This is a genomic window from Herbaspirillum sp., assembly GCF_035644555.1.
GTDB lineage: Bacteria > Pseudomonadota > Gammaproteobacteria > Burkholderiales > Burkholderiaceae_D > Herbaspirillum.
Genome location: NZ_DASQOH010000013.1, coordinates 23,990 through 46,282, shown reverse-complemented (window position 1 = coordinate 46,282; position 22,293 = coordinate 23,990). Strand labels below are relative to the sequence as shown.

The following is a 22,293-nucleotide window of genomic DNA, read 5'->3' as shown; positions in this document are numbered from 1 at the left end:
ATGCGTCGACACATTCCCGCCAAGATCCGCGCATTCATCGACTTCTGTGCCCAGTGCTGTTCGAATTCACCTTGAAGGATGCGATCGGCTTGTAGATGCCGCCGATAAAAAACAAGAGAGACGGAAACCTGCCCGGATCGACGCCTTATCTACAAGTTGGTCATAATGTTTCGCACCTTGGCCTGCCCACTTCATCCTGCACGAGCTCATCCAGAACATCATGTCGCGCATTGCAATCACCGGCCAGATCGTGGCTCCCCGGGACGTGGACAGCGTCTGCCGTCCCGTCGTGGCCCTCGGCACCACATCGGTCGCAAAGGACTGGGAGAACGCCAGGCATCAGCATCGCAAGGCGCAACTGATCTATTCGGTGCGCGGCATGCTCAACTGCGAAGTTGAGGACGGCGTCTGGATCGTGCCCCCGCAGTGCGCCGTGTGGATTCCGGGCGACTTGCCCCATGCCGCACGTGGGGCAGGGGAGACGGAGTGTTATTGCCTCTTCGTGGAGCCGGATGCCGTCCCGGATCTACCGACCACCTGCTGTACGATTTCCGTGTCGCCCTTGCTGCGCGAGCTTTTGCTCAAGGCGGCAGGTTTTCCCGAGCTGTATCCCCTGGGCGGACGAGAAGAGCGCCTCATCGCCGCCTTGCTTGACGAGCTGGTGTGCGCGCCGGTGGAAGACCTGCATCTGCCGATGCCGCGCGACCTGCGCCTGCGGCGTCTGGCCGACATGCTGCTGGCCGATCCCACCGACAAGACCCCCAAGGCCGATTGGGCCCATCGCATCGGCATGAGCGAGCGCAGCATGAGCCGCCTCCTGCAGCAGCAAATCGGAATGAGCTTCGGCCGCTGGCGCCGCCAATTGCACGTGATTCTGGCGCTGCAACGCCTGACCAGGGGCGAAAGCGTGCAGACCGTGGCCTTGGAGTTGGGCTACGAAAACGCCAGTGGCTTCATCACCATGTTCCGCAAGGCCACCGGGAAGTCACCGGCACGCTACCTGTCCGATCGCATGGCTATCCCGGTTCCTGCACCGGTACCGGCCATCACGCTGCCGACCGGACACCGCTGCTGAATTGCGCCGACCCGCCACACCCTGATCGTGGCCGAAATGCGAAATAATCTGGCCTGGTTTCGCTATTGCGACAACCCGCCTTCATTGTTAAATGGCTACTCCAAATAACAATGATTATCGTTTATGTCCTCTCGCCATGCTGTTTCATCTTCTCGTCGCTTCATCGCTTCAAGCGCCCCCGCGTTATCCTGTCGGCTCTCCGCCAGGGCCAGGCGGGACTTGCTCAGGCGCACGCCCCACAAGGTCTTGAATTCGGCGGTCGCGGCCGCCGTTCTGCTGGGCGCGCAGGCCGGCTTCGCCGCTGATGCATCGCCAGACCTGCAAAGCCGGCCCGATTCCGGGACGGCTGCGCAAGCGCAAACCAGCTTGCCGGCCATCACCGTCACCGGGCATGCGGAGTCGGCGACCACGGAAGGTACCGGCGCCTACACCACAGGCGAGACAGCGGCGGCCACGCGCTTGCCGCTGTCGTTGCAGCAGACGCCGCAGGCGGTGACGGTGGTCACGCGCCAGCGCATGGATGACCAGCAACTGAACTCGGTGCAGGGCGTGCTGGAGAACACCATTGGCATCACGTCCTACCAATCCGATAGCGAGCGCACGAGTTTCTATTCGCGCGGCTTCCTGATCAACAATGTGCAGTACGACGGCATCCCTACGGTACTCGGCAATACCGTCAATGGCAGCGGGATCAGTGCGGTCGATACCGCCTTCTATGATCGCGTGGAGGTGGTGCGGGGTGGTTCCGGCCTGCTCACCGGAACGGGTAATCCGTCGGCCGCCATCAATCTGGTGCGCAAGCGGCCGACCCAGGATTTCGCGGCGACGGCCTCGCTCAGCGCAGGCAGCTGGGATACCCATCGCGCCATGGTCGATCTATCGACCCCTGTGACAGCAGATGGCCGCATCCGCGCGCGGCTGGTCGGCAGCGATCAGGACGGACATTCCTACATCGATGGCTACAAGCCCGGCAAGAAGACGTTCTACGGCATCGTCGAGGCCGACCTGACCTCGCACACTACCGTCAGCCTGGGCTATGACGACCAGCACATCACCTCGGCCGGCGCTACCTGGGGCGGGTTGCCTCTCTGGTTCAGCGACGGGACGCAGGCTGCCTACGCCTCGTCGAAGAGCTATGCACAGGATTGGAGCCATTGGGATACGACCCTCAAGACAGCCTTTGGCGAGCTCGATCATCGTTTTGACAATGGCTGGAAACTGCATGCTATGGCCACCCAGTACCGCACCGACTTCAATGCCGAACTGCTCGGCCTGGTCGGCCGTCCGGACCGTACTACCGGGCTGGGCACCTATCCCTTCGGGGCGTATCCGGTTGCCCTCGCGTCGCAGGGCAGCAGCCGTACCAACACTTTCGACGTGATGATGAGCGGCCCGTTTGAACTGCTGGGCCGCCGTCACGAGGGAATAGTGGGCGCCACGACCTCCCGCCGTACCTCGGACGAAAATGACATCGCCCCGTTCTATGCCGGCTTCATGCCGGTCAATATCAATGATCTCAGCACACCGTTTGCCCGCCCGGATTTCGCAGCGATGTCGTCGGTTCCCACCAGCACCGTGATCAAACAAAGTGGCGTCTACGGTGCGGCCCGTCTGTCATTGGCCGATTCCTTGAAGCTCATCGTCGGTGCACGCGTGAGCAACTATGAAATTGACAACAGCGTCGGCGGCGCGGCGATGCATTACGAAAAGAACGGTGTACTGACGCCCTATGCGGGGCTGGTCTACGACATCAACCGGATCTATTCGGCCTATCTCAGCCATACGCGCATCTTCAATCCACAAACCGACTACCAGGACAGCAAGGGCAACGTCCTCACCCCGGCCACGGGAAAGACGACGGAGATCGGCCTGAAGGGGGCGTACCTTGATGGACGCCTGCAAGCCTCGGTGGCCCTGTTCGAAACCCGGCTGGACAATGCGGCCCAGATCGTCGCCGGTGCGTTCACGCCTGCGGGCGCGCAAGCCTACAGCGGGGCAGATGGCACCAAGTCGCGCGGAGTCGAAGTGGATCTGCAGGGCGAGCTGGCACGCGGCTGGAATGTCTACGCAGGCCTCTCCCATTTCATCGCCGAGGATGGCAACGGTGTGCGTCTGAATTCGCAGCTGCCGCGTACCACGGCGCAGTTGTTCAGCACCTATCGCCTGCCCGGCGCGTGGCACAAGCTGACGGTGGGGGGCGGCGTGAGATGGCAGAGCGGCATCTACGAGGCGGCCAATACCGGCACCAGCACCTTGGGCGGCCAGCAGGGCGGCTATGCCCTGGCGTCGCTGATGGCGCGTTATGTCGTCTCGCAGAAAACCACGGTGGCGCTCAAGGTGAACAACCTCTTCGACAAGACGTACGCGCTGCAGAAGGGGGACTTCGATACCGTGACCTACGGTGCTCCACGCAACATGATGGTGACGTTGGATTACCGGTATTGATTCTGCGCAGTCGCCTTTTTCATCATCAGCACTTCTTATGACTTCTTCTTTTAATTATCTGGAAAAATGATATGTCAACTCAGTCGCCGCTTTCCCCCGGGCATCCTCTGCCGATCCGGCATCCGGACAAGACCGCCTTGTTCTGGCTGGCCACTGCCATGGGGGCCGTGCTCTTCGTGAGCTTCCAACTGTTTTTCTACGTCAACGATTTCGTGAGAACGCAGGGCGGCGTGCCCGCCATCACCTTCGACAGGAAGGCGCTGTGGATGTTTTCCGCCTATTACGGTTGCTGGATCGTCACAGTCCTGCTCGCCCTGTCCGCCAACCGCGCGACCCGATGGAGCGCACTGATCCTGGGCAGCCTGCTGGTTGTCCTCAACACTTTGGGCGGCATTGCCGATGGATTGCGCGATGGTTGGCACATTGCCTTCTCGGCGGTGTTCTTCATTTCACTGCCGGGCGTGTTCGCCATCACGGTCACCTGGCGCAACCTCAATCGCAAAGGAGCAGGCCGTGTCGATGAATAGTGCGGATTTCCCGCTTGTATGGATGAATCTCGCCCGGCAACCCGGACATGATCACGAGCAGGATTTCTTGGAATTTGAAAGCAACCTGCAACGCGAAGAGCCCTTCGTGCTGCTCACCGATACCGTCCCTGCCGAGGACCACGAGCATTCTGCAGAGGAGAAAAAACGCACCGCCCTCTGGATGAAGCAGCACAAGCAAGCCTTGCGCAAGCTGGTGCTGGCTATGATCGTGGTGGAGCCCAACGCGGCCAAGCGAATGGGCTTCAAGCCCTTTGCGGTCGTCTTTGCCAAGTTCTGGGGATACCCGCTGCTGCTGGCGGCGTCGCGTGAGCAGGCCGTGACGATGGCGCGGGACCTGCTGGCGCGCAATGGCCAAGCGGCAGGGCGGGTGTGAGGCCAGCTGTTGACTGGCTTCTCTCTTCGGACCGCAGGCGATGATCCAACAGGACGTGCAAGATGTCGCTCATTTTCTGGAGTAGCAACGATCCGGCCTTGGTTGTCGAACTGGATACCCCATGCTCGAAGAATATTGATTTCTCGAAGACGAGTCATGTAGTCGGGGTTGCAGGAATACGTCGCTAGGGAAGTTTGAGGTCGGGTTCGGGTATTTGAACGCAGAGAGTCAGAGCTAAGCTCGCATTGCGAGCACTTGACGTCGCTAAGAGAAAAATCCGCCATTTGACGCGTAAACGGTATTTTTTTATGTGGGATCAAAAGAAAAACGGGCCGCAAAGGCCCGTTCTACATGATGTTCTGGCGGAGGCTGTGAGATTCGAACTCACGGACGGGTCACCCCGTCGGCAGTTTTCAAGACTGCTGGTTTAAACCACTCACCCAAACCTCCTTGCGATGCGACAGGGCCTTGCCTGTCGCACGAGGGCCGCATTATACATCACATCAATTTCTTTGCATCCACCTCTTTCCGCGATGCAAGCAGATGCCGCTCATCTAGCGCTGTTGCGGCCGCCAGCCCGCAGGCAGCCGCAAGCTCAATCAGAACGTTCCGGGATAAGCCCCGCCATCCATCAACAGGTTCTGGCCGGTAATGAAGCCGGCTTGCGCGCTGCAGAGGTAGGCGCAGGCGTCGCCGAACTCGGCCGGGTCGCCAAAGCGACCCGACGGGTTGAGCTTGCGGCGTTCGGCCAGGACTTCGTCCACCGTGCGGCCGCTCTCTTGCGCCGCGCCAGTGGCGGTGGAGCGCAGGCGGTCGGTTTCGAAGGGGCCGGGCAGGAGGTTGTTGATCGTGACGTTGTGGGCCACGGTCTTGCGGGACAGGCCGGCGACAAAGCCGGTCAGCCCGGAGCGGGCGCCGTTGGAGAGGCCCAGGATGTCGATCGGTGCGCGCACGGCGCTGGAGGTGATGTTGACGATGCGGCCGAAGCGGCGGGCGATCATGCCGTCGACGGTCGCCTTGATGAGCTCGATGGGGGTGAGCATGTTGGCGTCCACGGCGGCGATCCAGTCGTCCCGGGTCCAGTCGCGGAAGTCGCCGGGCTTGGGGCCGCCGGCGTTGGTGACCAGGATGTCCGGTGCCGGGCAGGCAGCCAGGGCCAGGGCGCGGCCTTCGGGGGTGGTGATGTCGCAGGCCACGGTGGTGATGGTCGCGCCGGTGGGGGCGACTTCGGCACGGATCTCGGCGGCGGCGGCTTCCAGCGCTTCGCTTCCGCGTGCCAGCATGGTCACGTGCACGCCTTCACGCGCCAGTGAGAGCGCGCAGGCGCGGCCCAGGCCTTTGCTGGATGCGCACACCAGCGCGGTCTTGCCCTTGAGTTTCAAATCCATCGTTTTTTCCTTTGCTGAGGGGTTGGCATGGTAGGGCGCAGGGCCGCCGGGACAGCAGGGGCGGGCTGCGCTACACTGTCGGACCTGATCAGGGGCGCTATTTCTTCATCACCATGTAGATGGCCAGCGCAATGATGGCGACTACGCCCATCTCCAGCGCAAACACGATGACGCCGCTCATGTCAGTCTCCTTTTTTATCTTTCGATGCTGCCGCTGCTTTCGCTACTGATTGCAGCCCGGCGGCAGAGGCATCACTTTACACCGATGACGGCTTCCTTGTTTTTCTCGTGCGTAGTCAACTTCCTGCTCGGCGGTGTGCTGGGTGCCATGGGCGGTCTGTTCGGGATCGGTGGCGGGCTCATCGCCATTCCGGTGCTGGGTTATCTGTACGGGATGGACCAGCAGCTGGCGCAGGGGACGGCGCTGGTGATGATCGTGCCCAACGTGGTCATCGCCTTCTGGCGCTACAAGCAGCGCAACCGGATCGAGTGGAGTGCGGCGGCGATGATGTGCGGGCCGGCGGTGGTGGCGACGTATTTCTCGGCGCGGCTGGCCACGGTGATGGATGCGCGCAAGCTGCATTTCTGCTTTGCGCTCTTCATGGGGCTGCTGGCGCTGTATTACCTGTGGACGCTGTTGCGCGGCAAGCGCGAGATGCAGACTTCGCTGCGGCTGGGGCGTCGCTATATTCCGCTGGTGGGGTTGTCGGCGGGAGCGTCGGCGGGCTTCTTCAGTGTGGGTGGGGCGATCGTGGCGGTGCCGCTGCTGACGGCCTTCTTCGGGGCTACGCAGACTGCCGCGCAGGGGTTGGGGCTGGCCATGGTCACTCCCGGGACCCTGGTGGCGCTGTGGACCTATGCACATGCCGGTCATGTGGACTGGACGGTAGGCATCCCCATGGCGCTGGGCGGCGTGCTCAGTATTTCCTGGGGCGTGGCGCTGGCGCACCATCTGCCGGAGCGGCGCCTGCGCATCCTGTTCTGCGCTGCCCTGCTGGCGCTATCGCTGTGGATGATGTTCGGCGGCTGAGGTCGACCTGTCGCCGCTTCGCCGCTTCCTGGCGTCAGGCGCTTTTCTTCTGGCGCGTGGCGGGTTTCCGGGCGGTGTCGACGAGCACGAGCTTGTCGTCCTGCGCACCCTGACGCATCTGTTCTCCGATGAAATCGACCAGGTTGCGGGCATGCGGTGAGAGCGTGTCGATGTTCTGGAACACCATGCTGCGCTCGCGCACACTCCACGGATCGCTCAATTCCACCACCGCCAGCTGCATGGTCTGCTGATGCCGTTGTGCCGCCGAGCGCGGCACGATGCCGATGCCGACATTGGTTTCAATCATGCGACACATGGCCTCGAAGCTGCGCACCTGGATGCGCAGCTTCAGGCGTTGCCCGTGGTCGGAGACGATGCGGTTGAGGAAGTGGTGCAGGGTGCTGCCTTCGTGCAGCCCGATGTGTTCGTACTCCAGCGTGTCCAGGAAAGGGATGCTGCCGGCGCCGGCCAGGGGATGTTCCAGGGCGGTGGCCAGGACCAGCCGGTCGGTGGAGAAGTTGAGGATCTGCAGACCCTCGCCCTGCACCGGGCCAGCGACGATGCCGATGTCGGCCGTGCCTTCCTGGATGCCGCGCAGGATGTCGTGGTTCAGCCGTTCTTCCAGGGCCACATTGACTTGCGGATGGACGGCCAGGAACTTGCCCAGGATCTCGGGCATGAACTCGGTCACCGCGGTGGTGTTGGCGAAGATGCGGATGTAGCCCTTGATGCCGTTGTTGTACTGCTGCATGTCGCTCTTGAGGTGCTCCACCTGCTGCATGAAGAGCTGGGCGTGATGCAGCAGGGTCTGTCCGGCCGGGGTCAGTTGCACGCCCTTGCTCTCGCGGTAGAGCAGGCGTGTGCCGAAGCGCGTTTCCATTTCCTTGATGCGGTTGCTGGTGGCGGCCAGCGACAGGTTCATGCGTTCGGCGCTGCGCGTGAGGCTGTTGAGCTCGGCGATCAGGATGAACAGGCGCAGGTCGGTCAGGTCGAAAAGCATGTCGGCTCCGGATGGGGTTCGGGGAAGCAGCCGCGCGCGCGTAGCTGACACTGCGGGCAGTGACGACGAGGGCGACCTCGCGGTGTGCGGCGCATCGTCTCGCGTGTATGCCGCACGGACTCGATGGCTGCCCATGTTACGCCGATTCGCCTGCCCTCAGACGGGGTTTGTGTGCTGCGCCGCCACATCGGTGCCACGATCTTGTCCCACGCCTGCCTTCAGTTCTGCCAAAGCCCCCCTTCCAAAAATACAGATTGTTCCAGCCTGCAAGGCGCGACAGACTTGCGCTCCATCAAGCACAACGATGCGAGGAGACATGGCACATCCAGATCTGGATCTGGCCCTGCTGCAACAGTGGCTGGAGCGGACCGAAACGCGTGATGACGATATCAGCCCGACCCTGGCCGCAGCGCTGGCGGCCACCCTGGACGGGCCGCGCCAGCCGGTGGCGGGGGAAGCCTTGCCGCCGCTGTGGCACTGGATCTATTTCTGGAGCGTGTGTCGCCAGTCCGAGGTAGGCGCCGATGGTCATCCGCAACGGGGCGGCTTCCTGCCGCCGGTGCCCCTGCCGCGCCGCATGTGGGCCGGCGGCCGCCTGCGTTTCGAGGCGCCGCTGCCCATCGGTGGGACGGCGCATAAGGTTTCGCGCATCGCCAGTGTGGATGTGAAGCAGGGGCGTACCGGGGCGCTGGCCTTCGTGACCGTGCATCACAGCATCCTGCATGCAGGCCGGGTCTGCCTGACTGAAGAGCATGACATCGTCTATCGCGATCTGCCGCAGCCCGGCGCCGCGCCGGTCGCGCCCAGGGCAGCACCGTCGGAGGCGCGCTGGCAGCGGCGGGTGGACCCCGATCCGGTGCTGCTGTTCCGCTATTCGGCGTTGACCTTCAACGGCCATCGCATCCATTACGACCGCAGCTATGTCACCGGGGTGGAAGGCTATCCCGGCCTGATCGTGCATGGCCCGCTGATCGCCACGCTGCTGGCCGATCTGCTGGCGCGCGAGATGCCGCAGGCGGTGCTGCGCGAATTCAACTTCCGGGCCGTCGGCAGTCTGTTCGACACCGCGCCCTTCATCCTGTGCGGCGAGCCTGCTGCGGACGGCCGCAGTGTCGCGCTATGGGCGCAGAACGAGCGCGGCGAACTGGCCATGCAGGCCGAGGCCATCCTGGCCTGACGACAGATACTTTTTTCGGAGACCCATCCATGTCCTATCAGGCGCCCAATGACGCTTATGGCGATCTGCGCGATGCCGTGCGCGATCTATGCAATACCTTCCCCCCGGAATACTGGCGCAAGGTCGATGAAGCGCGCGGCTATCCCGAACAGTTCGTCGATGCCCTGACCGGCGCCGGCTGGATGGCCGCGCTGATCCCGCAGGAGTATGGTGGTTCCGGCCTGGGCCTGACGGAGGCCTCGGTGATCATGGAGGAAATCAATCGTGCCGGCGGCAATTCCGGCGCCTGCCACGGACAGATGTACAACATGGGCACGCTGTTGCGCCATGGTTCGGAACAGCAGAAACAGCTCTACCTGCCGCGGATTGCCACCGGCGAGCTGCGCCTGCAATCCATGGGTGTGACCGAGCCGACCACCGGCACCGACACCACGCGCATCAAGACGGTGGCCGTCAAGAAGGGGGACCGCTACGTGGTCAACGGGCAGAAGGTCTGGATTTCGCGCATCCAGCACTCGGACCTGATGATCCTGCTGGCGCGCACCACGCCACTGGATCAGGTCAAGAAGAAGTCCGAGGGCATGTCCATCTTCCTGGTCGATCTGAAGGAGGCCATCGGCCATGGCATGGAGGTGCGGCCCATCCTCAACATGGTCAACCATGAGACCAATGAACTGTTCTTCGACAACCTCGAGATTCCGGTCGAGAACCTGATCGGCGAGGAGGGACGTGGTTTCAAGTACATCCTCGATGGCCTCAACGCCGAGCGCACCCTGATCGCCGCCGAGTGTATCGGCGACGGCTACTGGTTCATCGACAAGGCCACCGCCTATGCCAATGAACGCGTGGTATTCGACCGTCCCATCGGCATGAATCAGGGCGTGCAGTTCCCGATCGCCGACGCCTACATCGAAGTGGAGGCCGCCAACCTGATGCGCTACAAGGCCTGCGAGCTGTTCGATGCGCACCAGCCCTGCGGCGCCCAGGCCAACATGGCCAAGTACCTGGCGGCCAAGGCCTCGTGGGAGGCGGCCAATGTCTGCCTGCAGACCCATGGCGGGTTCGGCTTCGCCTGCGAATACGATGTCGAGCGCAAGTTCCGCGAGACGCGCCTGTACCAGGTGGCGCCGATCTCGACCAACCTGATTTTCTCTTACGTGGCCGAGCACATACTCGGCCTGCCGCGTTCTTTCTGAACCGGACCACCGAGCGAGGACGCACCATGTCGCAAGCCAACCGCCCGCTGGAGGGCATTACCGTGGTCAGCCTGGAACACGCCATTGCCGCACCGTTCTGTACCCGCCAGCTGGCCGACCTCGGGGCCCGTGTGATCAAGATCGAGCGTCCCGGCGTGGGCGATTTCGCGCGTGGCTACGACACGCGCGTCAATGGTCTGTCCTCACACTTCGTGTGGACCAATCGATCCAAAGAAAGCCTGACCTTGAATCTCAAGGACGAGGACGGCAAGCGCATCATCGACCAGCTGCTGCAACAGGCCGACGTGCTGGTGCAGAACCTGGCGCCGGGTGCTGCCGCGGGGCTCGGGCTGTCGGCCGGGGTGCTGCATGAAAAGCATCCGCGCCTGATCGTCTGCGACATTTCCGGCTATGGCGAGGACGGCCCCTATCGCGACAAGAAGGCCTATGATCTGCTGATCCAGAGCGAGGCCGGCTTCCTCTCGGTGACCGGTACCCGCGACGAGGTGGTCAAGGCGGGCTGTTCGATTGCCGACATCGCCGCTGGCATGTATGCCTATTCCAATATCCTGGCGGCGCTGATCAAGCGCGGGCGCGACGGACGTGGCAGCCATATCGACCTGTCCATGCTGGAGGCGCTCACCGAGTGGATGAGTTTCCCCCTCTACTATGCCTATCAGGGCGCGAGTGCGCCGGTGCGCTCGGGTGCCGAGCATGCCACCATCTATCCCTATGGCCCGTTTGCGGCCGGCGATGGCAAGACCGTCATGCTGGGCCTGCAGAACGAGCGCGAGTGGAAAGTCTTTTGCGAGGTGGTGCTGGAGGATGCTGCTCTGGCCGTGGATGAGCGCTTTTCCAGCAATTCGCGCCGGCATGAACATCGCGATGCACTGCGCCAGCTGATCCTGGACATGTTTTCCGGCATGAGCGCCGAACAAGTGGTGGCGCGCCTGGACCAGGCGCAGATCGCCAATGCTCGCGTCAATGCGATGCCGGACCTGTGGCAGCACCCGCAACTGGCAGCCCGCCAGCGCTGGACCGAGGTCGATACGCCGGCCGGCAGGCTGCCCGCTCTGCTGCCACCGGGTGTCAATGACAGCTACGACTATCGCATGGAGGCCATTCCCGCCCTGGGCCAGCATACCGATGCCATCCTTGGCGGGCTGGGCTATGACGATGCGGCGATCGCTGCCCTGCGCGCACGGGGAGCGGTGTGATGGCACCGCACATCGCCAGTGCCAGCAGTTTCCTGTTCGTTCCGGCCAACCGCCCGGAGCGCTACGCCAAGGCGCTGGCCAGCGGGGCCGATGCCGTCATCGTCGATCTGGAAGACGCCGTGGCATTGCCGCAGAAGGAGCAGGCGCGCCAGGTCCTGGCGCACTGGCTGCGCCAGCAGGGACCGCAGCCGCGCCTGTGGGTGCGTATCAACGCGGCCGATACGGTCTGGCATGACGACGACCTGGCCAGCTTCGCGGCGCTGTCCATAGCGGGCATCGTGCTGCCCAAGGCGGAGCAGGCCAAGGGGCTGTCGGCCATCGCCCGTCGGCTGGGTCCGGGGCGCGGTCTGATCGCGCTCATCGAGAGCGCTGCCGGGCTGGCGGCCATGCGCGAGATTGCCGCGGTGCCGGGCGTGCAGCGGCTGGCCTTCGGCTCCATCGACGCCCAGGTCGATCTGGGTATGCAGTGCGGTCCGGAAGAGGAGGAACTGACGCACTTTCGCCTGGAGATGGTGATGGCTTCGCGCCTGGGCGGCATTGCACCGCCCATCGATGGTGTCACCCCCGACTTCAACGACGATGCCCTTCTGGAGCGCGTAGTCGCGCGTGCGCGCCGGCTCGGCTTCGGCGCCAAGCTGTGCATCCATCCGCGCCAGGTCGTGGCGGTACGGCGCGGCTTCATGCCCAGCCAGGACGAGCTGGCCTGGGCCGGTGCCGTCATGGCGGCGGTGCAGGCCAGCGATGGTGGCGCCATTTCGCTGGACGGCAAGATGATCGACCGGCCCGTGATCCTGCAGGCTGAGAAATTCCTGCGCCAGGCCGGTTTACTGCCTGATTGAGCGGCGCCGTGCTCGTGTAACCTAGACGTTTTCCAACCATGAGGGAGACGACCACATGAAAATCCAGGCCGCCGTATTACGTGAAATGAGCGATGCCCATCCGTTCGCCGTGAGCCAGCCGTTGAAGATCGAGGAGCTGGATCTCGATCCGCCCGGCCCCGGCGAAGTGCTGGTGAAGATGAAGGCGGCCGGGCTCTGCCACTCCGACCTGTCGGTCATCACCGGGGTGCGTCCGCGTCCGGTGCCCATGGCGCTGGGCCATGAAGCCTCGGCCGAGGTGGTGCAGGTCGGAAGCGGCGTGACCGACCTGCGAGCGGGTGACCTGGTGGTGCTGGTGTTCGTGCCCAGCTGCGGCCATTGCCTGCCCTGCATGGAAGGTCGGCCGGCGCTGTGCGAGCCGGGTGCGGCCAGCAATACGGTGGGGGAACTGCTCTCCGGCCAGCGCCGTCTGCGCGACCGGAGCCAGCCGGTGCATCACCATCTCGGGGTATCGGCCTTTGCCGATCATGCGGTGGTGTCGCGCCGCTCCTGCGTGAAGATCGAATCCGACATCGATCCGGTGGAGGCCGCGCTGTTCGGCTGCGCGGTGCTGACCGGCGTGGGCGCGGCGGTCAATACGGCCGAGGTCAAGGCCGGTACCACGGCAGCGGTGCTGGGCCTGGGTGGCGTGGGCCTGTGCGCGATGCTGGGGGCGCTGGCCTCCGGCGCGCGCGAGGTGATCGCGGTCGATCTGCATGACAGCAAGCTGGAAGTGGCGCGCTCGCTGGGAGCGACGGCCACCGTCAATGCCCGCGATCCGGATGCCGTGGCAAAGGTCAAGGAACTCACCAAGGGCGGGGTCGATTACGCCTTCGAGATGGCCGGCTCGGTGCAGGCCATGGAAGCCGCCTATCGCATGACCCGGCGCGGCGGCATGACGGTCACGGCCGGCCTGCCCGCGCCCGGGCAGAACTGGGCCCTGCAGCAGGTCAGCCTGGTGGCCGAGGAACGTACCGTCAAGGGCAGCTACATCGGCTCCTGCGTGCCGGTGCGCGATATCCCGCGCTATATCGGCCTGTACCAGGCCGGTCGCCTGCCGGTGGACAAGCTCATGGGCGAGCGCTTGGCGCTGGCCGACATCAATCGCGGCTTCGATCGCCTGCACAGCGGGGAGGGCCTGCGTGACCTGATCGTGTTTTAACGCCGGCAGGCCGAGGTCATCGGCCGGCCGGCTTCATCCCCCCGAAGGAGACAACCATGACCATCATCACAATGCGGGCGGCACTGACCGCCTGCGCCTTCGCCACGCTGACGCTGCCGGCCACGGTAGTGCTGGCGCAACAGACCATCGTCATCAAGTTCAGCCATGTGGTGGCCAACGACACGCCCAAAGGCAAGGGCGCCGAGCGCTTCAAGGAACTGGCCGAGAAGGCCACCAACGGACGCGTCAAGGTCGAGGTCTATCCCAACAGCACGCTCTACAAGGACAAGGAAGAGATGGAAGCGCTGCAGCTAGGCTCGGTGCAGATGCTGGCGCCCTCGCTGGCCAAGTTCGGGCCGCTGGGCGCCAAGGAGTTCGAAGTCTTCGATCTGCCCTACATCTTCCCCAACAAGGAGGTGCTCAAGCGTGTCACCGAAGGGCCGATCGGGCAGGGCTTGTTTCAGAAGCTGGAGAGTCGCGGCATCAAGGGCCTGGCCTACTGGGATAACGGTATGAAGGTGATGACGGCCAACCGGCCACTGCACAAGGTCTCTGACTTCCGGGCGCTGAAGATGCGCATCCAGTCGTCCAAGGTGCTGGACGAGCAGTTCCGCGCGCTGAAGGCCAATCCGCAGGTGCTGGCCTTTTCCGAGGTCTATCAGGCCATGCAGACCGGGGTGGTCGATGGCAGCGAGAATACGCCCTCCAATGTCTACACCCAGAAGATGCACGAGGTGCAATCCGACCTGACCGTGTCCGATCACGGGTACATCGGCTATGCCGTCATCGTCAACAAGAAGTTCTGGGACGCGCTGCCGGCCGATGTGCGTACCCAGCTCGATGGCGCCATGAAGGAAGCCACGGTCTACGCCAACAAGATCGCCCAGAAAGAAAATGACGATGCGCTGGCAGCCATCAAGGCCAGCGGCAAGACCAGGGTGTACTACCTCTCCGAGCAGGAAAAGGCGGAGTGGCGGCGGGCGCTGCTGCCGGTGCACAAGTCCATGGCCTCGCGCGTGGGGCAGGACCTGATCGATGCGATCTACAAGGAAAGCGAAGCGGCCGGGGTCAAGATGAACTGAGCGGTGACTGCCAGGAATGGGCAAAACGGTCTGCAGCGATGCAGGCCGTTTTGCATGGGCCGGCGTGAGCCGGCTGTCTATTTTTTCTTGCGTGTGACGACGTAGTTCTCGGCCGCCGTGACGGCGTTCTGCAAGGCTTCCATCTTGGAATTGCCGGGCTTGAAGTCACCGAATTCGTGGGTGGTGCGATCGGGGAAGTCGATATGGACGAACGCCGTCCACTTGCCGTCAGTACGTAGGACCGGGGTCAGCTTGATGGTGGCGTCGAGATACTTGCACGCTATTGCGCCTAGGGTGGTGGACATCTTGCTTGGAAGCGGGGCGGCGGGACCGGATCTTGCCGGAAGCCGACGCCGGCAGGCTGTGGTGGCGAATCAAGTGACGAATGATGCCACAGCCTGGGCGATCTTGCCGTGCTCCCGATCAGGCATTTAAGCCGTTTTACGAGTCAGGTGCCGTAGATGGGTGGCCGACTGCGGCGACGGCCTTCCTTTAAGCCGGCCGTCTTTGCCTGTCGGGTGCCGGAATACGCGAGTCAAATGGCGTCCAGCAGCAGTTCCAGGTTCTGTACCGCGGCACCCGAGGCGCCCTTGCCCAGGTTGTCGAACACCGCGCACAACAGGATGTGGCCTTCGGTCGGACTGCCGAAGACACCCAGCGTCATGTCATTGCTGCCGTTGTGGCGGGTCGGGTCGAGCTGGGCAGTGGCGGCGCTCTGCCCGGCGTCGAGCACATGGACATGGTGCGCCCCGGCATAGTGGGCCTGCAGGGCGGCGCGCAATGCTTCCAGGCTGGCACCGGTGGGCAACAGGCGCGTCTGCAGCGCGATCGACAGTACGATGCCCTGGCGGAAGGCGCCATAGGCCGGCACGAAGATAGGGCGTTGCGTCAGGCCGGCATGCATCTGCATTTCCGGCGGATGCTTGTGCTGCAGGTTCAGACCGTACAGTACGAAGGGGGCGGCGCTAGCGGCATCGGGGCCCTCGTATTGCTCCACCTGGGCCCGGCCGCCACCGGAATACCCGGAGACCGCCTGGATGGTCAGCGGATAGTCGGCTGGTACCAGACCGGCCTGGACCAGCGGGCGCAGCAGCGCAATGGCACCGGTCGGGTAGCAGCCGGGGTTGCTGATGCGCCGGGCGTGGGCAATCGCCTGCGGCTGCTGCGCCGCCATCTCCGGGAAACCATAGACCCAGCCCGGGCTGGTGCGATGGGCCGAGCTGGCGTCGATCACGCGCACCCGGGGATTCTCGATCAGCGCGACCGCTTCACGGGCGGCCGCATCCGGCAGGCAGAGCAGGGCGATGTCGGCGCTGTTGATGGCCTCGGCGCGACGCCGCGGGTCCTTGCGTTCGGCTGCCGGCAGGGTCAGCACGCGCAGGTCGGTGCGCTCGCGCAGGCGTTCGTGGATCAGCAGGCCGGTGGTGCCTTGGTCGCCGTCGATGAAGATCAGGGGAAGGTTGCTCACGGTGTACTCCATTCAGCGGTAAGCAGTGGACGCGCCCGGATGAAAGGTCAGAAGCAGAGACCGGCATGGCGCGGGAATGCCGATGTCCTGCATGGTGCGACAAATCGTATAATTGTAAAAGTTGAATATCGCAAAGAGATCATTCAGATTTCCTGAATTGATATTGCGCGTTGCCGGAGTCTTCCCATGCGTGAACTGAGCCTGGACCGCCTGCGCACCCTGGTCGCCATCGTCGACCTGGGTTCCTTTGCCGCCGCCGCGCGCGCGCTGCACCTGGCGCCACCGACGGTGAGCCTGCACATCAGTGAACTGGAGGCGCGCGTCGGAGCGTCCCTGCTGTTGCGCCAGCGCAGCCAGGTGCGCCCTTCGGGTATCGGTGCCACCCTGGTGGCGCGGGCGCGGCAGCTGCTGGTCGGTGCCGAGCAGGCGCTGGAAGAGGTACAGCGGCAGGTCCAGGGCCTGGCCGGACGGGTGCGCCTGGGCGCCTCCACCGGCGCCATCGCCTACCTGCTGCCGCAGGTGCTGGAGCGGCTGGGGCAGCAGCATCCCGGTATCGACGTGCAGGTGCGCATCCTCACTTCGCAGGAAACCCTGGCGCAACTGGTCGAAGGCACGCTGGATATCGGTCTGGTGGCCTTGCCGCAGTCACCCCTTGGCGGGCTGACCGTCAAGCCCTGGCGGCGCGATCCGGTGATGGCCTTCCTGCCGGCGGCATGGCCCTCGCCCCGGGTGGTGACGCCGGCCTGGCTGGCGGCGCAGCCGCTAATCCTCAATGCTCCCGAGACCCGGCTCTCGCGCCTGACCATGGAGTGGTTCGCCAGTGCCGGCGAGCATCCGCTGCCGCGCATCGAACTCAATTTCAACGACGCCATCAAGAGCCTGGTGGCGGCCGGCTATGGCGCCACCCTGTTGCCGCATGAAGCCAGCGCCCAGGGGCGCGCGCTGCCGTCGGATCCGCGCATCGCCATGCGGCCGCTGCGCCCGGCACTGTGGCGGCCACTGGGCATCGCCCATCGCGCCGGCCAGCCGGAACCGGCCACCCGCCATGTGCTGGAAGCCCTGTGGGAACTCAAGCAGTTGAGGTCGCCCCGGTAAGCGCGGTCGGCCCCGGCAGGCCGCCAGCAATGGCCTGGCGATCGACTACGGGAACACCTCGTCGGAGCGCTTCGGTCCGTCTACCCGGCAGCTGGCGCAGGTGTTGCGGCGCGCGCAGACGCTGGCGGAGGCGATCAGAGATGTTCGGGTTGATGCAGGCGCTGTTGCACGCAGCGCGTGACCAGGTTCATGTAGTCGGTACCGCGCTGCGGCTTGGTGGCATACCAGATGCGGCCGTCCGGCTCCTGCGCGAAGTCGCTGGACAGCGGCGCGGCGGTGAACAGCACCAGCGGGATGTGGGCCAGGTTCTGGTACACGCACAGGGTGCGCAGCAGTTCGTAGCCTTCGGTGCCAGGAAAGCTGCGCGGGTCCAGCAGGATCAGTGCCGGCAGGTCGCGTGCGCGGCACAGGGCCTGGGTCAGCAGCGAGGCATTGGCCAGCTCGGCATCGTCGAACCACTCGAACTGGCAGGGCAGCTGGTTGCGCCACAGGGTGAAACGCGCCATTTCGATGGCATCGAGGTCATCGTCGATGACGAGGATGCGGGGCAGGTGATGGGTCAGGGACATGGCAGCCTCCTTGCTGGGATGGATGCATCTTAGGAGAGGCTGGGCAGGGAGGATATCAGGAGCTTCCTGATGGGGCTGGGAGCGTGGCGGCCAGGCCGCAGGGGTCTGGCGGCGGTGTGCAGGGCGGCGCAGCCGAAGCAGGCCGCGCCGTGCGCTCAGGCCTGCTCGCCGCTGCCGCTCTCGAACTGGCGGCTGTATTCGGCGCGGCGCGCCTGGTCGGATTCGATCAGCAGGCGGTAGCGGGTTTCCGAGACGCGCTGTTGCAATACCGCTGCGTAGCGCTCGCGCTGCAGCCATTCGATGATCACCGAGGCGGTAATCACGATGATGGTGTAGACCAGGATCATGAAGACGTCCTTGTCGTTGAGGCCATCCATCGTATAGAAAGGCTTGCGGAAGAAGAACATTGCCGTGGGGATGCTGATGGCCAGCAATCCCAGCGAATACACGCAGCCGAACAGGTAGCTCATGACGATGCAGTTGACGGCGAAGAAGACCATTGATAGTGCCTCGTCTACGAAGGGCGCCAGGGCGTAGCGCAAGCCGAAGGCGGCCACGAATCCGAACGCGCTGACATACAGCGGTCGGAAACCTTGCGGCCGCCAGCTCCTGGCGTTCTTCAGTCTGATCAGGCTCATGAGGGCTTTGCTGTGGTGACGCGTCGTGTCCATCTTCGTTGACATTGCACGGCGATGCAATGTGCTCATGTTAAGAAACCATTCTTTCAAAAGGCTTACCGGGCGCCACCCTGCAGCCGCATGCCGGTATTGCGTTGTAATGCTGCACCAGGGCTAGTGGCGGCGGTCCTTCAGTGGTGAGGAGTGCCCCAGGTATTTGCGGCTCAGTTCATTGCCATGGATCTCGATGCTGCGCTTGATGAACATCACCGTCTCGTTGGTGACGATTTCGCGCTCGTTGTCCACTGTGATGATGTGATAACAGTCGCCCAGCCAGATCACCTTGCGTACCTCGGCATTGATGTGCTGCAGGATCACCTCGGCATTGCGCGGGGAGGCGGTTTCGTCGTCGATGGAGTGGATGATCAGGGTATCGGTGCGTACCAGCGGTAGCGACTTGCGCACGAAGGCGATCATGCGCAGGGCGGTGCGCAGATGGCGCGCGGGGATCGAGGCGGCACCGACGGCGGCCACGCCATCCTTTTCCAGCGCGGCGGCGACGCGGCGACGCATCTCGAAGTTCTTGATGCCGTAGGGTTCGCTTTCCTTGTAGGACCAGTTGCGGATGCCCATGTCATAGACCACCGTCAACAGCTTCCAGTACCAGGGTACAGACCAGCCGTCGTATTGCAGCACCGGCGAAAGCAGCACCACCGACAACAGGTCCTTGCTGCGCGCGGCCACCGCCAGGGCCAGGGTGGCGCCCATGGACAGGCCGCACAGCGAGACCGTGCGGAATTCTTCCTTGAGCCGGGCCACACGACTTTCGACCACGGCGCACCAGGCTTCCCAGTCGGGCGAGATGCGTGGATTGGTCAGCGCGGCGGAATAGTTGTCGATGTTCAGGGGGATGACGGTGCAGCCGGCCTTCTTGAGCTGCTTGGGAATCGAGCCCATTTCGAGCTGCGAGCCGCACAGACCGTGCAGCAGGATGACCGCATGGTCCTTGTGGGGACCGCCGTGGCGGTCATCGTTGCGGGCCTCGGAGACCAGGGTGCTGCTGTCGGTGGATGACTGTGAGTCCATAAATCTTCAAACGCATTCGCGCCGTGAGGCGCGCTTTGGCGAATCGTTCGCCCCCCGTTTCATTACGAGTAAGCTGGTCGACGCCTGAGGGCGTTCTGTTTCCGGCTACCTGGTCCGCTGCCGTCCCGGCGCCGACTTTTTTGCCGAAGTCTAACTGCCGGAGGAAAATGTTGCCAGCCTTTATCGTCAACATTCCCGATACGCCGGTGGAGGGGAGGCAGATATTGCCAACCGGCAGGAAGATGACCGCATCATGAGAGGATAACGTCGCGACCCTGACGTTGGTGTACAACAATTGGCAATTGGTTCATCATTATTTTCGCCTGGGCAACAATAATAGACAAATGCACAAAGGGGATGTTCGACGGAGATAATCGAAAAGCCCTTCACACCGAAGTGCGAAGGGCTCAATGGAAGGGTAAGCGAGGGCGGGAAGGTGGGGCAGGGCGAGCGATCAGCCGCGACCTTCCAGATGACCGTTGACTACCCGCACCTGATCACCCACGCGCCAGTTTTCGCTGGTCTGCGGGAAGCTGCGGGTCTTGCCGTTTTCCATGCGCACATCGACCACATAGCTGGTGGTGGCGCGGACATTCTTTTCGACCTCGTTACCAGCATAGCCGCCGCCGACGGCACCGGCGATGGTAGCCAGGGTACGGCCGGTACCGCCACCGATCTGGTTGCCCAGCAGGCCGCCGACCACGGCGCCGCCAGCGATACCGACACCACTGGTGGGCGCGGCATGACGCACGGCACGTACGTTCACCACTTCACCACAACTGGTGCAGATCGCTGCTGCACGTTGGGCCACCGGGGCGGCCGCCTGGGCCGGATAGGCCGACTGTTGTGGCTGGTAGGAGGTGCTGCGCTGCGGGGCAGGCGGTGCCACGGCCGGGGCGGGTGCATTCTGATCCAGGGCCGCCACTTGCTGCGGCGAATTGGCGCTCTTGGAATTGGGCAGCAGGCCGGTCATGGCGGCCACGCCGATCAGGCTGACCAGGATCACGGCCACGGCTGCGCCGGCGACCAGGGGATGGAGGCGACCGGGAGATGCCTTGGTCACGGTGTTGTTGCCGGTAGTCAGGTTTTGTGTGGTGTTGCTATCCATGATGACCTCTCTAGTTGTTCTCTTGTCGTTGATGAGTGGATGACTGAATTATGGAGTGGTCGTCGGCGAAAAAAAATCCCGATTCTGTGTCAGTTGTAAAAACTTGTAATGAAGCAAAAGCGGCCAGGGTGGCGGGTTTGCGCGAAGGTAGCTGAATTGCGGTGGGGCGCCACAATGCAAAAGGGACGGCCGCGTGGCCGTCCCCTCTGCACTTTGCTGCCTTAGCTGGGCAGCGGTCCTCAGTCCTCGCGACGCAGGTGCGGGAACAGGATCACATCACGGATATTGGGCGAATCGGTGATCAGCATCATCAGACGGTCGATGCCGATACCGCAGCCGCCGGCCGGGGGCATGCCGTATTCCAGGGCGCGGATGTAGTCGGCGTCGTAGTACATGGCTTCTTCGTCGCCGGCATCCTTGGCGGCCACCTGGGCCTGGAAGCGGGCGGCCTGGTCTTCGGCGTCGTTCAACTCGGAAAAACCGTTCGCAATTTCACGGCCGGTGATGAACAGTTCGAAGCGCTCGGTAATGCCGGCCACCGTGTCGGAAGCGCGCGCCAGCGGCGAGACTTCGACCGGGTAGTCGATGATGTAGGTCGGGTTCCACAGCTGCGACTCGGCGGTCTCTTCGAACAGCGCCAGTTGCAGGGCGCCGATGCCGGCGCCGGCCAGCGGGGCCTGGTCTGTCTTGACACCGAACTTCTTCAGTTCGGTGCGCAGGAAGTCGATGTCGGCCAGTTGCTCGGCGGTGTAGTTCGGTGCGTACTTGAGGATGGCACCGGTGATGGTCAGGCGGTCGAAGGGCTTGGACAGGTCCAGTTCGCGACCTTGGTAGGTCAGCACGGCGGTGCCGTGGGCATCGATGGCGGCCTGGCGGATCACCTGTTCGGTGAAGCCCATCAGCCACTGGTAATCCACGTAGGCGGCGTAGAACTCCATCATCGTGAATTCAGGGTTGTGACGCGGCGAGACGCCTTCGTTGCGGAAGTTGCGGTTGATTTCGAAGACACGCTCGAAGCCGCCCACCACCAGGCGCTTCAAGTACAGCTCAGGGGCGATGCGCATGAACATCTGCATGTCCAGCGCATTGTGATGGGTGATGAAGGGCTTGGCCGCGGCGCCGCCCGGGATGGGGTGCAGCATCGGGGTTTCCACTTCCATGAAACCATTGGTTTCCATGAAGCGGCGAATCGACGACATCGCAGCGGTACGCGCCTTGAAGGTGCGGCGGGTTTCCTCGCTCATGATCAGGTCGACGTAGCGCTGGCGGTACTTCATTTCCTGGTCGGCCAGGCCGTGGAACTTGTCGGGTAGCGGGCGCAGCGACTTGGTGATCAGCTTCAGCTTGGTCACCTTCACCGACAGTTCACCGGTCTTGGTCTTGAACAGCGTGCCTTCGGCACCCAGGATGTCGCCCAGGTCATAGTGCTTGAAGGCGGCCATGGCTTCTTCGCCGGTGACGTCACGGGTCACGTAGAGCTGGATGCGGCCATCGGCGCGCGCGCCAGAGGCATCCTGCAGGGTGGCGAAGGCCGCCTTGCCCATGACCCGCTTCAACATCATGCGACCGGCCACGGTGACGGTCACCGGTTCGGCTTCCAGCGCTTCGTTCTCGAAGCCGTCGTATTGCGCGTGCAGGTCCGCGGCATTGTTGGCCGGGCGGAAATCGTTGGGGAAGGCGACGCCCTGCTCGCGGATGGCGGCCAGCTTGGCGCGGCGCTCGGCGATGATGCTGTTCTCGTCGGCTGCCGGCTGGGCGGCGGGGGTGTTTTGCGTGGTCATGGTTGGAATTCTTGAGGTT

21 protein-coding genes and 1 tRNA gene are annotated in these 22,293 nt (G+C 63.7%); 12 read left to right on the top strand and 10 right to left on the bottom strand.

The features are described from left to right. Nucleotides 1–220 precede the first annotated feature (220 nt). The 4 genes from VE092_RS05370 to VE092_RS05355 all read left to right on the top strand — a co-directional run bounded on the left by VE092_RS05370 (nt 221) and on the right by VE092_RS05355 (nt 4,441). Complete coding sequence (locus tag VE092_RS05370) at nt 221–1,075, top strand: helix-turn-helix transcriptional regulator (RefSeq protein ID WP_324874568.1); 855 nt, start codon at nt 221–223, stop codon at nt 1,073–1,075. Nucleotides 1,076–1,321: 246 nt separating this feature from the next. After that, entirely contained in the window at nt 1,322–3,520 is a 2,199-nt protein-coding gene (locus VE092_RS05365) for a TonB-dependent siderophore receptor (protein WP_324874566.1), read from the top strand. A 137-nt stretch (nt 3,521–3,657) separates the two neighbouring features. After that, complete coding sequence (locus tag VE092_RS05360; protein ID WP_324874563.1) at nt 3,658–4,047, top strand: hypothetical protein; 390 nt, start codon at nt 3,658–3,660, stop codon at nt 4,045–4,047. Then, a complete protein-coding gene (locus VE092_RS05355; protein WP_324874632.1) occupies nt 4,040–4,441 on the top strand; it encodes a hypothetical protein in 402 nt (133 codons plus the stop codon). Before VE092_RS05360 ends, VE092_RS05355 begins: the two co-directional genes overlap by 8 nt. 360 nt (nt 4,442–4,801) lie before the next feature. Here VE092_RS05355 and VE092_RS05350 read toward each other — a convergent pair. Both VE092_RS05350 and VE092_RS05345 read right to left on the bottom strand, forming a co-directional pair. After that, nucleotides 4,802–4,891 (bottom strand) — tRNA-Ser (locus tag VE092_RS05350). 149 nt (nt 4,892–5,040) lie between these two features. Continuing rightward, nucleotides 5,041–5,829 carry an SDR family oxidoreductase gene (locus VE092_RS05345; RefSeq protein WP_324874561.1) on the bottom strand — a complete coding sequence of 263 codons (789 nt, stop codon included), beginning with the start codon at nt 5,827–5,829 and terminating at the stop codon, nt 5,041–5,043. A gap of 265 nt (nt 5,830–6,094) precedes the next feature. Between VE092_RS05345 and VE092_RS05340 the strand changes: the two genes are divergently transcribed. After that, nucleotides 6,095–6,859: a sulfite exporter TauE/SafE family protein gene (locus tag VE092_RS05340; protein WP_324874559.1), complete on the top strand. Its 765-nt coding sequence runs from the start codon at nt 6,095–6,097 to the stop codon at nt 6,857–6,859. A 34-nt stretch (nt 6,860–6,893) separates the two neighbouring features. Here VE092_RS05340 and VE092_RS05335 read toward each other — a convergent pair whose 3' ends face one another. Next, the gene (locus tag VE092_RS05335; protein WP_324874557.1) at nt 6,894–7,859 is read right to left on the bottom strand and encodes a LysR family transcriptional regulator; all 966 of its coding nucleotides are present in this window, start codon (nt 7,857–7,859) and stop codon (nt 6,894–6,896) included. Between the two features lie 316 nt (nt 7,860–8,175). On the opposite strand from VE092_RS05335, the gene VE092_RS05330 reads away from it, so the two are divergent. The 6 genes from VE092_RS05330 to VE092_RS05305 are packed head-to-tail and all read left to right on the top strand — an operon-like array spanning nt 8,176 to nt 14,550. After that, the gene (locus VE092_RS05330; protein ID WP_324874555.1) at nt 8,176–9,036 is read left to right on the top strand and encodes an FAS1-like dehydratase domain-containing protein; all 861 of its coding nucleotides are present in this window, start codon (nt 8,176–8,178) and stop codon (nt 9,034–9,036) included. Between the two features lie 29 nt (nt 9,037–9,065). Beyond that, nucleotides 9,066–10,232 (top strand): acyl-CoA dehydrogenase family protein, encoded by a 1,167-nt coding sequence (locus VE092_RS05325; protein ID WP_324874553.1) that lies wholly within the window; start codon nt 9,066–9,068, stop codon nt 10,230–10,232. Nucleotides 10,233–10,258: 26 nt separating this feature from the next. After that, nucleotides 10,259–11,449, top strand: coding sequence for a CaiB/BaiF CoA-transferase family protein (locus VE092_RS05320; protein WP_324874551.1), 1,191 nt, complete (start codon nt 10,259–10,261; stop codon nt 11,447–11,449). Further along, the gene (locus VE092_RS05315) at nt 11,449–12,288 is read left to right on the top strand and encodes a CoA ester lyase (RefSeq protein ID WP_324874549.1); all 840 of its coding nucleotides are present in this window, start codon (nt 11,449–11,451) and stop codon (nt 12,286–12,288) included. The genes VE092_RS05320 and VE092_RS05315 overlap by 1 nt, the downstream gene beginning before the upstream one ends. 55 nt (nt 12,289–12,343) lie before the next feature. Next, nucleotides 12,344–13,468, top strand: coding sequence for a zinc-dependent alcohol dehydrogenase family protein (locus VE092_RS05310; protein ID WP_324874547.1), 1,125 nt, complete (start codon nt 12,344–12,346; stop codon nt 13,466–13,468). A 56-nt stretch (nt 13,469–13,524) separates the two neighbouring features. Continuing rightward, a complete protein-coding gene (locus VE092_RS05305; protein WP_324874545.1) occupies nt 13,525–14,550 on the top strand; it encodes a TRAP transporter substrate-binding protein in 1,026 nt (341 codons plus the stop codon). A 77-nt stretch (nt 14,551–14,627) separates the two neighbouring features. Here VE092_RS05305 and VE092_RS05300 read toward each other — a convergent pair whose 3' ends face one another. Beyond that, nucleotides 14,628–14,855 carry a hypothetical protein gene (locus VE092_RS05300; RefSeq protein WP_102662058.1) on the bottom strand — a complete coding sequence of 76 codons (228 nt, stop codon included), beginning with the start codon at nt 14,853–14,855 and terminating at the stop codon, nt 14,628–14,630. 230 nt (nt 14,856–15,085) lie between these two features. Then, on the bottom strand, nt 15,086–16,018 hold the full coding sequence (argC, locus tag VE092_RS05295) for an N-acetyl-gamma-glutamyl-phosphate reductase (protein WP_324874541.1): 933 nt from the start codon (nt 16,016–16,018) through the stop codon (nt 15,086–15,088). Between the two features lie 186 nt (nt 16,019–16,204). On the opposite strand from argC, the gene VE092_RS05290 reads away from it, so the two are divergent. Further along, nucleotides 16,205–17,113: a LysR family transcriptional regulator gene (locus VE092_RS05290; RefSeq protein ID WP_324874539.1), complete on the top strand. Its 909-nt coding sequence runs from the start codon at nt 16,205–16,207 to the stop codon at nt 17,111–17,113. A gap of 134 nt (nt 17,114–17,247) precedes the next feature. Here the strand turns inward: VE092_RS05290 and VE092_RS05285 are convergent, their stop codons facing one another. From VE092_RS05285 to lysS, 5 genes are all read right to left on the bottom strand, one after another. Beyond that, complete coding sequence (locus VE092_RS05285) at nt 17,248–17,682, bottom strand: histidine kinase (protein ID WP_324874536.1); 435 nt, start codon at nt 17,680–17,682, stop codon at nt 17,248–17,250. 155 nt (nt 17,683–17,837) lie between these two features. Further along, nucleotides 17,838–18,320 carry a DUF4118 domain-containing protein gene (locus VE092_RS05280; RefSeq protein ID WP_324874534.1) on the bottom strand — a complete coding sequence of 161 codons (483 nt, stop codon included), beginning with the start codon at nt 18,318–18,320 and terminating at the stop codon, nt 17,838–17,840. 153 nt (nt 18,321–18,473) lie between these two features. Next, a complete protein-coding gene (locus tag VE092_RS05275; RefSeq protein ID WP_324874532.1) occupies nt 18,474–19,385 on the bottom strand; it encodes an alpha/beta hydrolase in 912 nt (303 codons plus the stop codon). Nucleotides 19,386–19,839: 454 nt separating this feature from the next. Beyond that, nucleotides 19,840–20,493: a glycine zipper 2TM domain-containing protein gene (locus tag VE092_RS05270; RefSeq protein ID WP_324874530.1), complete on the bottom strand. Its 654-nt coding sequence runs from the start codon at nt 20,491–20,493 to the stop codon at nt 19,840–19,842. Nucleotides 20,494–20,732: 239 nt separating this feature from the next. Next, a complete protein-coding gene (gene lysS, locus VE092_RS05265; RefSeq protein ID WP_324874528.1) occupies nt 20,733–22,274 on the bottom strand; it encodes a lysine--tRNA ligase in 1,542 nt (513 codons plus the stop codon). Between the last annotated feature and the right edge of the window lie 19 nt (nt 22,275–22,293).

Bases quoted from the DNA above. Each gene is read 5' to 3' on its own strand.
- VE092_RS05370 (WP_324874568.1), top strand. From the start codon at position 221: ATGTCGCGCATTGCAATCACCGGCCAGATCGTGGCTCCCCGGGACGTG.
- VE092_RS05355 (WP_324874632.1), top strand. From the start codon at position 4,040: ATGAATAGTGCGGATTTCCCGCTTGTATGGATGAATCTCGCCCGGCAA.
- VE092_RS05345 (WP_324874561.1), bottom strand. From the start codon at position 5,829: ATGGATTTGAAACTCAAGGGCAAGACCGCGCTGGTGTGCGCATCCAGC.
- VE092_RS05340 (WP_324874559.1), top strand. From the start codon at position 6,095: ATGACGGCTTCCTTGTTTTTCTCGTGCGTAGTCAACTTCCTGCTCGGC.
- VE092_RS05335 (WP_324874557.1), bottom strand. From the start codon at position 7,859: ATGCTTTTCGACCTGACCGACCTGCGCCTGTTCATCCTGATCGCCGAG.
- VE092_RS05330 (WP_324874555.1), top strand. From the start codon at position 8,176: ATGGCACATCCAGATCTGGATCTGGCCCTGCTGCAACAGTGGCTGGAG.
- VE092_RS05325 (WP_324874553.1), top strand. From the start codon at position 9,066: ATGTCCTATCAGGCGCCCAATGACGCTTATGGCGATCTGCGCGATGCC.
- VE092_RS05320 (WP_324874551.1), top strand. From the start codon at position 10,259: ATGTCGCAAGCCAACCGCCCGCTGGAGGGCATTACCGTGGTCAGCCTG.
- VE092_RS05315 (WP_324874549.1), top strand. From the start codon at position 11,449: ATGGCACCGCACATCGCCAGTGCCAGCAGTTTCCTGTTCGTTCCGGCC.
- VE092_RS05310 (WP_324874547.1), top strand. From the start codon at position 12,344: ATGAAAATCCAGGCCGCCGTATTACGTGAAATGAGCGATGCCCATCCG.
- VE092_RS05305 (WP_324874545.1), top strand. From the start codon at position 13,525: ATGACCATCATCACAATGCGGGCGGCACTGACCGCCTGCGCCTTCGCC.
- VE092_RS05300 (WP_102662058.1), bottom strand. From the start codon at position 14,855: ATGTCCACCACCCTAGGCGCAATAGCGTGCAAGTATCTCGACGCCACC.
- VE092_RS05290 (WP_324874539.1), top strand. From the start codon at position 16,205: ATGCGTGAACTGAGCCTGGACCGCCTGCGCACCCTGGTCGCCATCGTC.
- VE092_RS05285 (WP_324874536.1), bottom strand. From the start codon at position 17,682: ATGTCCCTGACCCATCACCTGCCCCGCATCCTCGTCATCGACGATGAC.
- VE092_RS05280 (WP_324874534.1), bottom strand. From the start codon at position 18,320: ATGAGCCTGATCAGACTGAAGAACGCCAGGAGCTGGCGGCCGCAAGGT.
- VE092_RS05275 (WP_324874532.1), bottom strand. From the start codon at position 19,385: ATGGACTCACAGTCATCCACCGACAGCAGCACCCTGGTCTCCGAGGCC.
- VE092_RS05270 (WP_324874530.1), bottom strand. From the start codon at position 20,493: ATGGATAGCAACACCACACAAAACCTGACTACCGGCAACAACACCGTG.
- lysS (WP_324874528.1), bottom strand. From the start codon at position 22,274: ATGACCACGCAAAACACCCCCGCCGCCCAGCCGGCAGCCGACGAGAAC.